The sequence below is a fragment of the Sphingopyxis sp. TUF1 genome (assembly GCF_036687315.1).
Classification (GTDB): Bacteria; Pseudomonadota; Alphaproteobacteria; order Sphingomonadales; family Sphingomonadaceae; genus Sphingopyxis; species Sphingopyxis kveilinensis.
In genome coordinates this window covers 2718262-2731399 of record NZ_CP144683.1, presented here as the reverse complement: position 1 = coordinate 2731399, position 13138 = coordinate 2718262, and the positions used below count along the sequence as shown (strand labels likewise).

The window sequence follows — 13138 nt, the reverse complement described above, 5'->3', positions numbered from 1 at the left end:
GGGGCCGTCATTTCTTGTTCCAGTTGCGGGTCATCGACACCCGCGCCGCATAGGGGTTTCGGCGGGTCAGCGACAAGAGCAAACCCATGCCGATCGACAAGGCGATGAACGAAGAGCCGCCATAGCTGATGAAGGGCAAGGTCATCCCCTTCGACGGGAAAATCTGCGTATTCACCGCCATGTTGATCACCGCCTGTCCCCCGAATTGCGCGATCAGCCCGGCGACGGCAAGGATCAGGAAGCTGTCCTCCTCGTCGAGCAGGCGGACGAGCACGCGGACGATGATTGCCATATAGAGGATCGCAATCGCGATGCAGGCGATCATCCCGAACTCTTCGCCGATCACCGAGAAGATATAATCGGTGTGCGCTTCGGGCAGCTGGAACTTGGCAAGCCCCGCGCCGGGACCGGTGCCGATCAGCCCGCCGGCGGTCAGCGTCGCATGCGCCTTGTCGACCTGGAAACTGTCGCCCTCGGCGAACAGCCAGATATTGATGCGCTGCTGCGCCACCGGATAGAAGAAATAGGCGAGGATCAGCCCGGCGACGCCCGCGCCCGCGAGCATTCCCATGATCCGCATCGAGAGCCCGGCGACGAGCACGAGCACGAACCAGGTCGCGGCAAAGATCACCGTCTGGCCAAGGTCGGGCTGTCCCATCAGCAAGAGCGCGATGACGCCGGTCAGCGCCGCGGCGAGCGGGACGACGGGCAGGCTCTGGTCGTGCAGGCGCAGCGACAATATCCATGCGAGCGATACCGCAAAAAAGGGTTTCAGGAACTCCGACGGCTGCAACCGGAAAACCCCGCTGCCGATCCAGCGCTGCGCGCCGTTCACCGACGTGCCGACCAGCGGCACGAGAAAGAGCAGCACAAGGAACAGGAGAGTGCCGTAAATGGCAAAGCGCCGCGCTTGCGGCTTGGGGAGCATCGATACGGCCAGCATCACCGGAACGCCGACGATCACCCACATCAGCTGGCGATAGAAATAATAGAGCGGGTCGAGCGAGGCGGTGCTTGTCGACAGTTTTTGCGCCGCGACCGGCGATGCAGCCGCGACCGCAACCAGCCCGATCGCAATCAGCATCGATACCAGCAGTAACAGCACCCTGTCGATTTCCCAGAACCACAGGCCGAGCGGCGTGCGGTCAGCGCGGCTGAACCGCGGTCCGCGGCGTTTCGTCGTGCGAGCAGCGGCGATCACCGGGCGTTCGGCCGTCTCCATATTGTCCCCCCCGCTCATAAGCCCCGCCCTGACCGTATCGCCACGACCATTTTTTTCTCCGCTCGCATCGAGCGAAGTCGAGATGCCCCGAGGGCATATGAGACCGATGAGCGTCTCGACTTCGCTCGACGCGAACGGAAAGAGGCGACCGTCATTCCCCGAGCGCCTCGACCGCGGCGCGGAATGCATCGCCGCGCGCCTCATAATCCTTGAACTGGTCGAACGACGCGCAGGCGGGCGACAGCAGCACCACATCGCCGGGCTTCACCGCCGCCGCCGCCTGTTCCACCGCCGTTGCCAAATCCCCTGACCGTTCGACTGCAATCGCATCGCCGATTTCGGCGGCGAACGGCGCCATCGCCTCGCCGATCAGATAGGCGCGTTTGACATGGCTGAACCACGGCCGACACGCCGCCAGCCCGTCGCCCTTCGCCTGTCCGCCTGCGATCCAGTGCAAACGCTGGTCCGGCGCCGGCGGAAACGCCGCCAGCGCCGGTGCAGCGGAAGCCGCGTTGGTCGCCTTGCTGTCATTATACCAGCGGGCGCCGCGGGCTTCGCCGACCAATTCCATGCGGTGCGGCAGCGACCGAAAGGTCGCGAGGCCGCGCTCGATTGCTTCGTCGCCCAGCCCCAGCACGCGGCACACCGCGATCGCGCACACGGCGTTCTGCGCATTGTGCGGACCTTGCAGCGCGGGCCAGCGCGCCTGATCGGCGGGATCGATGTCCTTTGCCGAGACGCGGTGGAGGCGATGGTTCACCCGGCTGGCGATCATCTTCGACGGATCATCGTCGGTGGCGATGATCGCCACCTGATCGCGGTGCTGGAGGCTGAACAACCGCGCCTTCGACGCGGCGTAGCCCTCGAAGCCGTCATAACGATCGAGATGGTCGGGGCTGATGTTGGTCAGCACCGCCACGTCGCACGCCAGGCTGTGCGCGAGATCGATCTGGTAGCTCGACAATTCGAGCACATAGACCCCGCCTGAAGGAAGCGGCGCACGCGTCAGGATCGGCAGGCCGATATTGCCGCCCATCAGCGCGGGCACCTCCGCGCTTTCGAGCATATGCGCGATCAGCGCGGTGACGGTCGATTTGCCGTTGGTGCCGGTGATGCCGACGACCTTGTGCGAAGGCAACTCGCTGCGCGCTTCCGCGAACAGCTCGATGTCGCCGATAACGGGGACGTGGGCATCGCGCGCGTGCGCCGCAATCGGGTGGCGGTTGAGCGGCACCCCCGGCGAAACGACGACCCCCGCAAAGCCGATCAGGTCGATGTCGAGCGGGTTGCCGATGTCGGCGCCCAGCGCCATCGCCGCATCGCGCGCATCCTCGCGGTCGTCCCACGCGGTGACCCCCGCGCCGCTGGCGATCAGCGCCTCGACGGCCGCAAGCCCCGAGCGCGCCAGTCCCAGCACCGCATAGCGGCGACCGGCAAAGGCGCGCGAGATAATCACCGCAGCTTCAAGGTCGCGAGTCCCGCAAGTGCCAGGACGATCGAGACGATCCAGAAGCGAATGACTACGGTGGATTCGGGCCAGCCCAGCTGCTCGAAATGATGATGGATCGGCGCCATGCGGAACACGCGCTTGCCCGTGCGCTTGTACCAGAAGACCTGGATGATCACCGACAGTGCTTCGACCACGAACAGCCCGCCGACCAGCACCAGCACCAGTTCGTGCTGCGCCGTCACCGCGATCGTCGCCAGCGCGCCGCCCAGCGCCAGGCTGCCCGTATCGCCCATGAACACCGCCGCGGGCGGCGCGTTGAACCACAGGAACGCCAGACAGGCGCCGATGATCGCCGCCGCAAAGACGGCCAGCTCGCCCGCGCCCGAGACGTGCGGGATACCCAGATATTCGGCGAACTTTACGTTACCCGACAGATAGACGATGACGAGGAAGGTCAGGCTGGCGATGATCACCGGAAAGGTCGCGAGCCCGTCGAGCCCGTCGGTCAGGTTCACCGCATTGCCGAACCCGACGATCAGCACCATCGCAAAGGCATAATAAAAGGGTCCGAGCGGAATTACGATGCCGCTGAAAAAGGGCAGATAGAGGTCGGTGCCGGTGCGCGATACGATCAGCAGCACGGCAACCCCGGCGATGAGGAATTCAACGAGCAGCCGCACGCGTCCTGGAATGCCGCGGTGGCTGGCCTTGGTCACTTTGTCATAGTCGTCGAGGAAGCCGACGACCGCGAACCCGGCGGTGACGAACAGGCACGCCCAGACGAAACGGTTGGACAGGTCCATCCACAGCAACGCCGAGATCATCAGCGAAATGAGGATCATCAGCCCGCCCATCGTCGGCGTGCCCTTTTTGGCGAGGTGGCTTTGCGGCCCGTCGTCGCGGATCGGCTGTCCCTTCCCCTGCCGCATCCGCAGCATCAGGATGAAGCGCGGCCCGATCCAGAGGCCAAGGATCAAAGCCGTCGCAACCGCGGCGCCCGAGCGAAAGCTCAGATAGCGAATAAGGTTGAGCGCCCCCGGAAAGCCAAGCCACTCCGCCAGCCAATATAACATCAATAGTCCCCGCTCATCAGCGCCGTCACGACATGCGACAGGCCGACGCTGTTCGATCCCTTGACCAGCACCGCGTCGCCGGGCCGGATCATGTCCCGCAGCCGCCCTACCGCGGCCGGGTGCGCGGGCACATGCGCGAAATCGATGTGGCCCTCAAGCGCTTTGGCGAGCGGCGCCATCTCTTCGCCGACAAGCAGGGCGAATTGCACGCCTGCTGCGACGAGCGGAACCGCGAGGTCCGCATGATAGGCCTCGCCGCCCGCGCCCAGCTCCTTCATCGCGCCCAGAATCGCCACCTTGCGGTCGGCGGATTCGCTTGCGAGCTGGCCGATCGTCGCCGCCATCGAAGCGGGGTTGGCGTTATAGCTTTCGTCGATGACCAGAATATGCCCGCCGGGCACCGCGATCCGGTGGCGCGCGCCGCGCCCGGTCAGACCCGGCATCTCGGCAAAGGCCAGCCCCGCCGCCGGCAGGTCGCCGCCGACCGCCTTCACCGCCGCCAGTACCGCGAGCGAATTGGCGACCCAATGCGCCCCCGCCTGCGCAATGGAAAAACAAAGGAGCGCATCCTGCACCTGCGCAGTGACGAGCGAGCCGCCCCGCCCGTCGGGCAGCCAATCGACTGCGCGCACATCGGCGCCCTCGTTCAGCCCGAAGCTGACGATATGCGCGGCATGTTGCTCGGCCTTGGCGTGCAGGCGCGCATAATGCGGGCTGTCGAAGGGGACGATCGCGGTGCCGCCTGGCTCCAGCCCCTCGAAAATCTCGCCCTTCGCGTCGGCAATCGCCTCTTCGCTCCCGAAAAATTCCATGTGTGCAGGGGCGATGGTGGTGACGATGGCGACGTGCGGGCGCACCATGCGCGTCAGCGCGGCGAGCTCGCCCGCATGGTTCATCCCCATTTCGAAGATGCCGAAATCGACGGTCGACGGCATCCGCGCGAGGCTGAGCGGTACGCCGACATGGTTGTTATAGCTTTTGACCGAACGATGCGCCTTGCCGGGGCGGAAGCGGTCGAGCGCAGCGAACAGCGCCTCCTTCGTCCCCGTCTTGCCGGCCGATCCGGTGACGCCGATGATACGGCCGTGGCTGCGCGCCCGCGACGCGACGCCCAGCGCGTTCAGCGCGGCCGCGCTGTCGACGACACGAACATGGGGGAAGTCGATGGTGGTTTCGCAGACGATGCCCGCGGCGCCCGCGGCGGTCGCCTTGTCGATGAAGCTGTGCCCGTCGGCCGTCTCGCCCTTCATCGCGATGAAAAGGTCGCCCTTCGTGACCTCGCGCGAATCGAAAGCGACGCCGTTCACGGTGAAGTCGGCGCTGGCGGTGCCGCCCGTTGCCTGGGCGATGGCGCGTGCGGTCCACAGCGGGGTCATGCCGCCTCCTCGCGCGCAACGGTCACGTCGTCGAACGGAATGATACGCGCCGCATCGCCGCGCCCGACGATTTGCCCCTGCTCGTGCCCCTTGCCCGCGATGCAGATGATGTCGTCGGCGTGCGCTTCCGCAATCGCGGCTGCGATCGCGGCGCGGCGATCGCCAATAACCTGCGCGCCGGGTGCCGCGGCGGCAATCGCGTCGCGGATAACCGCGGGGTCTTCACCGCGCGGATTGTCGTCGGTGATGATGAGCGCATCGGCTTTTGCGGCGGCGATCCGCCCCATCTCCGGCCGCTTCGCCTGATCGCGGTCGCCGCCGGCGCCAAAGACGAGGATCAACCGACCGGTGGCGTGGGGACGTAGCGCGTCGAGCGCCGCCTCAATGGCATCAGGCGTATGCGCATAATCGACATAGATCGGCGCACCCGCGCGCGTGATCGCCGCGCGCTCCAGCCGCCCGCGCACCGGCTGAAGCCGCGCGAGATTGGCGAGCGTCATCGCGACATCACCGCCCGTCGCGATGACCAGCCCTGCGGCAACGAGCGCGTTTGCCGCCTGATAGGCGCCGATCAGCGGTAGCGTGACCTGGTGCGTGACATCGCCCGCCGCGATGACGAGCGACTGGCCAAGCTGCGTCGGCGCACGCGACACGAGGCGCAGCGCCTCGCCCGCCTGCCCGACCGTCAGCACACGGACACCGCGAGCGCGCGCCGCCTCTACGGCCGCCGCCGAATAGTCATCGTCGGCCCATATGACCGCCGCGCCGTCTGTGGCGACGACCTCGGAAAACAGCCGCATCTTGGCGGCGAGATAGACCTCCATCGTCCCATGATAGTCGAGATGATCGTGGCTCAGGTTGGTGAAAGCCGCCGCCTTCACCGGCAGCCCTTCGGTGCGATACTGGTCGAGCCCGTGACTCGACGCCTCGAACGCGGCGTGGGTGACGCCTTCGGCGGCAAGCCCCGACATGTTGCTGAGGAACGTCACGATGTCGGGCGTGGTAAGTCCTGTCGACGCGCTGTCGATCGACGTCGTGATGCCCAGCGTGCCGATCGACGCAGCGTTAAAGCCCGCCATGCGCCACAACTGGCGCGTCATTTCGACCGTCGAGGTCTTGCCGTTCGTCCCCGTCACCGCAACGCAGGTCGGGGGAAAGCGGTGAAAGAAACGCGCGGCGATATGGGCGAAAGCACGGCGCGGATTGGCGTCGGCGACATGGACCGCGCCCGCGACCTTCACCTCCGGCCGCGCGACAACCGCGACCGCGCCTGCCTCGATCGCCGCGGGAATGAAATCCTCACCGTTGAATTTTTCGCCGACAAAGGCGCCGAAGACCGTTCCGGGTGCCACTTTGCGATGATCGATGGCCAGCCCGGTGACAACGGGGTCGGCGCCCGTCCAATCGGCATCGTCCAGCAGCGCGGCGAGACGCATCAGGGCGCCTCCTCGTTTCTCCGCAGCAACGGGGTGAGTTCGGACACATCGACATCACGGCTCTGATCGGGGAAGACCCCCAGCATCGGCCCCGCGCGCGTCACGACCTTGCGCACCACCGGCGCTGCGGTCCAGCCTGCGGTGCGCTGCCCCGAACTATAGGCGTTGCCCTTCGGCTCGTCGATCATCACGATCACGACATAGCGCGGATTGTCCATCGGGAAGACGGCGGAGAAGGTCGAGACGAGCGAGTGACGGCGATAGCCGCCGGCGCCCGGCTTTTCAGCCGACCCGGTCTTGCCGCCGACGCGGAACCCCGGCGCATCGGCCTGTTTGCCCGTACCGTCGGAGACGATCAGGCGGAGCAGTTGGCGCATCCGCGCGCTGGTCGCAGCCTTGAACACGCGGCGCCCCTGCGGCGGCGCCTTGTCGCCAAGCTTCAGCAAGGTCGCCGGGCGATAGAGACCGCCGTTGACCAGCGCGGCATAGGCGCTGGCAAGGTGCAGCGGCGTCACCGCGATGCCGTGACCATAGCTGGTCGTCATCGTCGTCACCCGGCCCCAGTTTTTCGGCCATAGCGGAAAGGCACGCTCTTTCAGCTCGATGCCCGGACGCTTGTCGAAATTGAGGTCGCGGAACAGCTTTTCCAGCGGCTCGCGGCCCAACTCATCGGCGATCCGCGCGGTCGCGATGTTCGAACTTTCGATCAGCGTTTCAGGCACATTATACCAGCGCCCCGGATGACTGTCGCGAATGCGGAAGCCCGCGATCGGCAGCGGCGCCGACGCGTCGTAACGACGCGCCATGCTCGTCACCGTGCCATTGTCGATCGCGGCGCCGATCGACAGCGGCTTGAAGGTCGAACCCAGCTCGTAAAGATTATAGGTCACGGCATTGCGCCGCGTCGTCGGGTCGCTGCCGGTGAGCTTATTGGGATTAAAGGTCGGCAGCGACGTCATCGCCGCGACCTCGCCGGTGTGGACATCCAGGATAACGCCCGCGCCGCCGATCGCCTCCAGATTGGCGACCGCTGCGCTGAGTTCGCTTTCGAGCACGCCCTGCACGCGCGCGTCGATCGACAGTGCCAGCGGTTCGCCGCGTGTCGCCTTGTCGATCAACCGCTGGTCGAACGCGCCCTCGACCCCGGTGACGCCATGCCCCTCGGCATTGGTGAAGCCGAGCACATGCGCCGCAAGGGTGAGCTGTGGATACAGCCGTTCCTTCTCGCGCGGGAAATCGAACCCGACATCGCCGATCGCATTCACCGCCGCCACTTGGTCGGGAAGCGCACGGCGGCGGATATAGGTCGGGCGCGGTCCTGTCAGCTTGGCGAGCAGCTCGGCGCGCGACATATCGGGGAAAATCCGGTGCAGCTCACCCGCCAAATAGGCCCGGTCGTTGAGCAGTTTCGACGGCACGACGCGGATCGAATAGCCGTCGATCGTGCGTGCCAGCGGTACGCCGTTGCGGTCGACGATGTCGGCGCGTGCGGGAATGAAGGCGCCCGCCGTACGGTTTCCCGAACCGGTGTCGAACAGCGCAAAATAGACCAGCCGCATCGACACGAGGAAAAAGGCCGCCGCGAACAGCAGCATGAGAATCATCAAACGCTGCTGCGCGGTCAGCAAAATCTGCTGCCGCACCCCAGCGGTACGCACCCGGGTCGGACGGACGACCAGCGTGTTCATCGCGCGGGCTTGCCTCCCGCGGCTTCGATCGCCGCTTCGCGCTTCAGGTCGGCGAGTGTCGATTCGGCGAGCAACTGGTCTTCGATCATCTTCAATTGCTCGCGCCGGCGCGTCGGCGCCATCCGTGGCAGCGCATCGCTGCGCACGCCGCTGTCGGCCTGCGCCAGCACGACGGGCTTGGCCGCCGCGACCGCGGGTTTGTCGGCAACCGGGCTGGCCTTCGGCGCGGCGGGCACCGCGACGGGAGAGACCATCGCCATCAGCACCGGCGCGACCTCGTTCGCACCGCGCGCGCGCGGCAGGCGGTCGAGCGAAGCAAGCTGGCGCTCGCTCGCCAGATATTGCCCGGCGTCGGGCGCCGAATATCCGAACGCCTCGGCATTCCACTGTTCGAGCTGGCGCATCGATGCACGCACCGCGAGCTCGGATTCAAGATAGCGGATATTGTCGCGCGCGCGGTCGATCTCGCGCTCGACGCGCGTCAATTCGCTGCGCGTCGCCGCCACCTTGAGCGACACCGGATAGAGCATCATTGCAAAGAGAAGCACGAGCAGGACTAGGCCGATCCCCTGGAGCTTGCGGGCCGCCATCAGCATGACATTGCCTCCTTCATCGAATTTTCCGGCCATGCGGGAGCCGCCGTTCGAACGGCGCTGCGCAGCGTTGCCGAACGGGCGCGCGGGTTGCGCGCTTCCTCGGCCTTGCCCGGCCGCACCTTTCGCGCCGGGGTTTCAAAGGTTGCGGCCCGCGCCGGCGCGGCCGGCGCGGGACGGTGGCGCGAACCCGCGGCATCGCTGCCGCTGCGTTCGCGCAGAAAATTCTTCACGATCCGGTCCTCGGTGCTGTGAAAGCTGACGACCGCGAGCCGACCGCCGGGGCGCAACAGGCGCTCCGCGGCGGCCAAGCCCGCGATCAACTCGTCGAGTTCGCGGTTGATGTGGATGCGGATCGCCTGAAAGCTCTTCGTTGCCGGGTCTTTCGGCGCGCCGGGCGGATGGCGCAGCGCCTTGCGGATCGCGGTCGCCAGTTCGCCGGTGCGCGTCAGCGGGCGCGCCGCGACGATCGCGCGCGCGACGCGGCGCGACTGGCGTTCGTCGCCATAGTGAAACAGTACGTCGGCAATCTCGGTTTCGTCGGCGCGATTGAGCCAGTCGGCGGCGCTTTCCCCCTCCTGCGCCATACGCATGTCGAGCGGACCGTCCTTCTGAAAGGAAAAGCCGCGCTCGCCCTGGTCGAGCTGCATCGACGACACGCCGATGTCGAAGGTGATGCCATCGACCGCTTCGATCCCGCGCTCGGCGAGCAGCCGGTCGATCTCGCCGAAGCGGCCGTGGATCAGCGTCAGCTTGCCATCCGCTTCTTCGGCCAGCTCTTGCCCACCCGCGATCGCATCCGGATCGCGGTCGCAGGCAACGACCTCGGCGCCCGCGGCGAGCATTGCGCGGGTATAGCCACCCGCACCGAAGGTTGCATCGACATGTCGCTCGCCCGGGGCAATGGCGAGCGCAGCCATGACTTCATCGCGAAGGACGGGATCATGACGCGGATCGTGGGAAAGATCGGTCATTTCCGCCCCTTCCCTTTAGTGGCATCCCACGAGGCGGCGAGCCGCTGGAGCACCGGGTCGGCCTCGGCACATTCGGCCAAAGTCGGCAGCCACCAGATTTCAAGCCGGCGGCCCGATCCCACAAATGCCGTCGCGCCGGTATCGCCGACGCGGTCGCGGTGGATGAAGCTGGGCAGAAAACGACCGCTGTCATCGAGCGTATAAGGCTCGGTATAGCTGAACCGCTTCTTGAACTCGCCGTCTTCGTCAAAATCAATGTTCCGCAGCCGCGCGGTTTCGCGATCGCGCTCGATCTCGCCGTTCAGCCGGTCATACTGATCCTGGCCATAAGCGACGAGGCACGGGAGCTTCTCATGAAACCCGACCCAAAGCACGCGCTGGCCGTCCGCAGTGAGGGGCACATTGTTGCGGAACTGCGAAGGGACCGCGATGCGCCCCTTGCCATCGATCGCGGCGAAGTTGGTGCCCGCATATTGGCCGGGCGTCACAATCGCCATCGCTCTGCCCCCCGCTTTGCGCCACCGGGCAAAACTTCCCCGCCTCCGGAATCGCAGGATTCAGGCTGATTCGGTGCGGGTGGAGAATGCCCCTCTCCGTCATTCTGAGTATCAACTATAGATCGGGGTGAAAAGGGGTAATTTAGGGTGAAATAGGGATTCTAGCCCCAATTTGCCGCAAAATGCCCTCGGAATCCGGCACACCTGGGCCCTGCGGCGCCACAATGCGCCGCGGGATCGAGTGTGATCGGGGTAGATTGGGGCAAAACGCGACTCAGGCCGCGCGCGAACGGATCCAGAGCGGACGCAGCATCGCCTGCCCGGCGCCGGGCCAGAGCCGCGCCGCGAGCCACTCCATCGTATCGGCCTGTCGCAAATGTTCGGCGCCGGGAAAGAGCGGGCGCCACAGCGGCGCGAACAGCAGGTCGGCGTCGCCGACAAGCCAGACCTCACCTATGCCGATCCGGCAATAGGCGACATGGTCCTGGGCGAACGCCCGGCAAGCGGACGGAAGCCGGTCAAAACGCCCGGCGCTCGACAGGCGAAGCCGCTGCCCCTCGACATCGGCCGCGACGGCCGCGCCCTGCTCCACCGGCGCCGCGCTCAGCACGATGCCCCAGTGATCGAGCAGCGGGGTAAGCAGGCTCGTCACCGGTGGATTACGCGGATCGCCGAGCGGGTGGCGCGGCGGCCAGCCCGACAGCGCATCGGCCAGAATGACCGCCCGCCCGCCGCCGCGCACAAAGGCGTCGATCGCGACCAGTTCCTGCGGCGCGAGCGCGCGCGGGTGCGCAAGCAGCACCGCACCCCCCGGAGGCGGTGCGTGATCGACAAGGCTGTCGACGAGCGACACGGGCCCGAGCGCCGCAAGCCGCGCGAGCGCCGGATCGTCCCGCACGCCCTCGGCGATCATCGCCGCCAGATCGTCCCCGCCCGACCAGCGCAGCGGCAGGCCGGTCAGCATCGTGGCGACCGGTGCGGCGACGGGCGCGGCACTCGGCCGATACAGCGCCGCCAGCAACGCATGGCCCGCCGCAAACCAACCGGCCAGCAACGCGAGCGCTGCCAGCCATCGCAGGGGACGAACCGGCGCGCGCCATTGCGCCAGTGCGTCGCCTGCGAGCGCCGCAACACCTCCTAGCAAAAGCACGAGCCCCAATTGAAACGGCGACGCCGATCCCGCGAGGATCAGGCCGAGCAGGGCCTGCGCGGTGGCAAGCAACGCCAAGGCAAGCACTGCCGTATGAAGCCGGATGCGCGGCGCTTCACCGCGCTGCCACCAGCCGAGGGCCGCCATCGGCAGCGCGAGCAGCGGGACCGCGAGCGCCGGATCGATCCGGCTGAGCAGCGCCTGACCGCCGACGGTCCACGCGAGCGCGGCGATCAAGGCCGCCGTCAAGACGGCGCGCAGCCAAGGCCTGCGCATCGCCGCCGTCACGGCGCCGACTGGCGCGCGCGTTCGAGTTCGGGATCGGGCTCGAGGTCGGGGACCGTCGCCGCCGGCGCCACCGCCTGCGGCACCTTGACCGACGTGTCGGCATTCTCGTCCTTCGACGACGGCGACACGGGCTGCACGCCCAGTTCTTCGAGCGGTGCGCCGCCGGCCTTATCGGTACCCGGCGTTTTGATTTCGCTGCTCACTGCGTCGGCGCGTTCAACCTGCTCGCGCGCGCGATCGCCGATCAGTCCCGCCATACCGACGAGCAGAAGCACGGTCAGCACCCCGGCGATGCCGATCTGCAGACGGCGCATCGTATCGTGCGCCGGCGGTTCGGGCGGCGCCGCGGGCGGCTGTCCAAGCGGCGACGGGCTATTCTTGTCGATGCGTACGCTCATGCCGCTGCCTCTGCCAGTCCCTTGGCTGCCAGCCATTCGGGGTTGTACAGCGTCGAGAGATAGCGAAATCCGCTGTCGCACAAGATGGTTGCGATGCGCTTCCCCGGCCCCAGTTGCCGCGCCAGCGCCATCGCGCCCGCGACATTGATCCCCGACGAGAGGCCAAGGCACAACCCCTCCTCATCGAGCAGCCGGCGCACGACAGCGAGGCCTTCTGCGTCCGAAATCCGGAACTGCGTATCGATCGGTGCACCGTCGAGGTTCGCCGTGATGCGGTTTTGCCCGATCCCTTCGGCGACGCTCGATCCTTCGGCCTTCAGCTCGCCGCACTGGTAATAATTGTAGAGGCCTGCGCCGTGCGGATCGGTCAGCGCGACGGTGATGTCGGGATCCCTGGCTTTCAACCCCAGCCCCGTCCCGGCGATCGTCCCGCCGGTGCCTGCAGCACAGGTGAAGCCGTCGATCCGCCCCTCCATCTGCTCCCAGATTTCCTCGGCGGTGCCGCACACATGCGCCTTGCGGTTGGCGATATTGTCGAACTGGTTGGCCCAGATCGCATTGTCGGTTTCCTCGGCGATGCGGCGCGAGGTGTGGACGAAATGGCCGGGGTTGGCAAAGGGCGCCGGCGGCACGAGCACCAGTTCGGCGCCCAGTGCCCGGATCGTCGCCATCTTCTCGGCGCTCTGATTGTCCGGCATGACGATGATTGTCTTATAGCCGAGCGCATTGCCGACGAGCGCCAGCCCAATACCCGTATTGCCCGCCGTCCCTTCCACGATCGTGCCGCCGGGCGCCAGGCTGCCATTCGCTTCGGCATCGCGAACGATATAGAGCGCGGCGCGATCCTTCACCGATCCGCCGGGATTGGCAAATTCGCATTTGCCCCAGATTTCGCAGCCGGTCGCTTCGCTGGGGCCCTTGAGCAGGACGAGCGGCGTATTGCCGATCAGGTCCAGGCTGGTTTTGGCAATGGTCATGTCCGTTGATCTAGGG

The 13138-nt window shown here is 66.7% G+C and carries 12 protein-coding genes; all 12 read right to left on the bottom strand.

Features of this window, described 5'->3' with window-relative positions:
• Positions 1-7 precede the first annotated feature (7 nt).
• Entirely contained in the window at positions 8-1240 is a 1233-nt protein-coding gene (locus tag VSX77_RS12840) for an FtsW/RodA/SpoVE family cell cycle protein (protein ID WP_338425003.1), read from the bottom strand.
• Positions 1241-1373: 133 nt separating this feature from the next.
• Positions 1374-2678 carry a UDP-N-acetylmuramoyl-L-alanine--D-glutamate ligase gene (gene murD, locus VSX77_RS12835; RefSeq protein WP_338425002.1) on the bottom strand — a complete coding sequence of 435 codons (1305 nt, stop codon included), beginning with the start codon at positions 2676-2678 and terminating at the stop codon, positions 1374-1376.
• The gene (gene mraY / locus VSX77_RS12830) at positions 2675-3745 is read right to left on the bottom strand and encodes a phospho-N-acetylmuramoyl-pentapeptide-transferase (RefSeq protein ID WP_338425001.1); all 1071 of its coding nucleotides are present in this window, start codon (positions 3743-3745) and stop codon (positions 2675-2677) included. The genes murD and mraY overlap by 4 nt, the downstream gene beginning before the upstream one ends.
• Complete coding sequence (locus VSX77_RS12825) at positions 3745-5121, bottom strand: UDP-N-acetylmuramoyl-tripeptide--D-alanyl-D-alanine ligase (protein ID WP_338425000.1); 1377 nt, start codon at positions 5119-5121, stop codon at positions 3745-3747. Before VSX77_RS12825 ends, mraY begins: the two co-directional genes overlap by 1 nt.
• Positions 5118-6557, bottom strand: coding sequence for a UDP-N-acetylmuramoyl-L-alanyl-D-glutamate--2,6-diaminopimelate ligase (locus VSX77_RS12820; protein WP_338424999.1), 1440 nt, complete (start codon positions 6555-6557; stop codon positions 5118-5120). The genes VSX77_RS12825 and VSX77_RS12820 overlap by 4 nt, the downstream gene beginning before the upstream one ends.
• Positions 6557-8245 (bottom strand): peptidoglycan D,D-transpeptidase FtsI family protein, encoded by a 1689-nt coding sequence (locus tag VSX77_RS12815; protein ID WP_338424998.1) that lies wholly within the window; start codon positions 8243-8245, stop codon positions 6557-6559. The genes VSX77_RS12820 and VSX77_RS12815 overlap by 1 nt, the downstream gene beginning before the upstream one ends.
• Positions 8242-8841: a hypothetical protein gene (locus tag VSX77_RS12810; RefSeq protein WP_338424997.1), complete on the bottom strand. Its 600-nt coding sequence runs from the start codon at positions 8839-8841 to the stop codon at positions 8242-8244. Before VSX77_RS12810 ends, VSX77_RS12815 begins: the two co-directional genes overlap by 4 nt.
• Positions 8835-9812, bottom strand: a complete 978-nt coding sequence (gene rsmH / locus VSX77_RS12805; protein ID WP_338424996.1) for a 16S rRNA (cytosine(1402)-N(4))-methyltransferase RsmH — start codon at positions 9810-9812, stop codon at positions 8835-8837. Before rsmH ends, VSX77_RS12810 begins: the two co-directional genes overlap by 7 nt.
• A complete protein-coding gene (locus VSX77_RS12800; RefSeq protein WP_338424995.1) occupies positions 9809-10309 on the bottom strand; it encodes a division/cell wall cluster transcriptional repressor MraZ in 501 nt (166 codons plus the stop codon). The genes rsmH and VSX77_RS12800 overlap by 4 nt, the downstream gene beginning before the upstream one ends.
• A 274-nt stretch (positions 10310-10583) precedes the next feature.
• Complete coding sequence (locus VSX77_RS12795; protein WP_338424994.1) at positions 10584-11708, bottom strand: Gldg family protein; 1125 nt, start codon at positions 11706-11708, stop codon at positions 10584-10586.
• A 35-nt stretch (positions 11709-11743) separates the two neighbouring features.
• Positions 11744-12145 (bottom strand): hypothetical protein, encoded by a 402-nt coding sequence (locus VSX77_RS12790; protein ID WP_338424993.1) that lies wholly within the window; start codon positions 12143-12145, stop codon positions 11744-11746.
• Entirely contained in the window at positions 12142-13122 is a 981-nt protein-coding gene (locus tag VSX77_RS12785) for a cysteine synthase A (protein WP_338424992.1), read from the bottom strand. Before VSX77_RS12785 ends, VSX77_RS12790 begins: the two co-directional genes overlap by 4 nt.
• Positions 13123-13138 lie beyond the last annotated feature (16 nt).